Source organism: Klebsiella sp. YJ, assembly GCF_002108615.1.
Taxonomy (GTDB): Bacteria; Pseudomonadota; Gammaproteobacteria; order Enterobacterales; family Enterobacteriaceae; genus Klebsiella; species Klebsiella planticola.
In genome coordinates, this window is record NZ_MTEG01000115.1 from 1 (window position 1) to 541 (window position 541).

Here is a 541-nt window from a genome sequence, read left to right on the forward strand (position 1 = left end):
CGTCTGATGGAGTTCGGCCGCTTCGCTGCCGAAAACCGTGCCATCAGGGGAAAAGGCAAACCAGAAACGTTCAACTTCCTCGGGTTCACGCACATCAGCGGGAAAGATCGCAACGGCAGGTTCATGCTGATACGAAAGACCCGCCGGGATCGGATGACGGCAACTCTGAAAGCCATCAAAGACGGTCTGCGAAGGCGCTGGCATTACTCAATCCCCGAACAGGGAAAATGGCTCAGGAGAGTGGTTCAGGGATACCTGAACTATCACTCGGTACCGGGCAACTTCCCCACCATGCAGAAGTTCAGGACACACGTAACAAACCTCTGGCGCCGGGCGCTCAGGCGCAGGAGCCAGAAGGATGATACGACCTGGACGAAAGCAAACAAACTGGCAGCCGCATGGCTACCAAGGGTTCGGGTTCTTCATCCATGGCCTGTGGAGCGGTTCACCGCCAGACACCCGAGGCAGGAGCCCGGTGCGTAAATCGCGCACGCCGGGATCTGTGCGGGGGGTATCCGGTAACGGGTATCCCTACCGCGAC

Annotated in this window: 1 pseudogene; it reads left to right on the plus strand. The window is 58.6% G+C overall.

The features are described from left to right. Positions 1-483 (plus strand): annotated as a pseudogene (locus BV390_RS30445) (group II intron reverse transcriptase/maturase); the annotation flags it as partial. Positions 484-541: the final 58 nt, after the last annotated feature.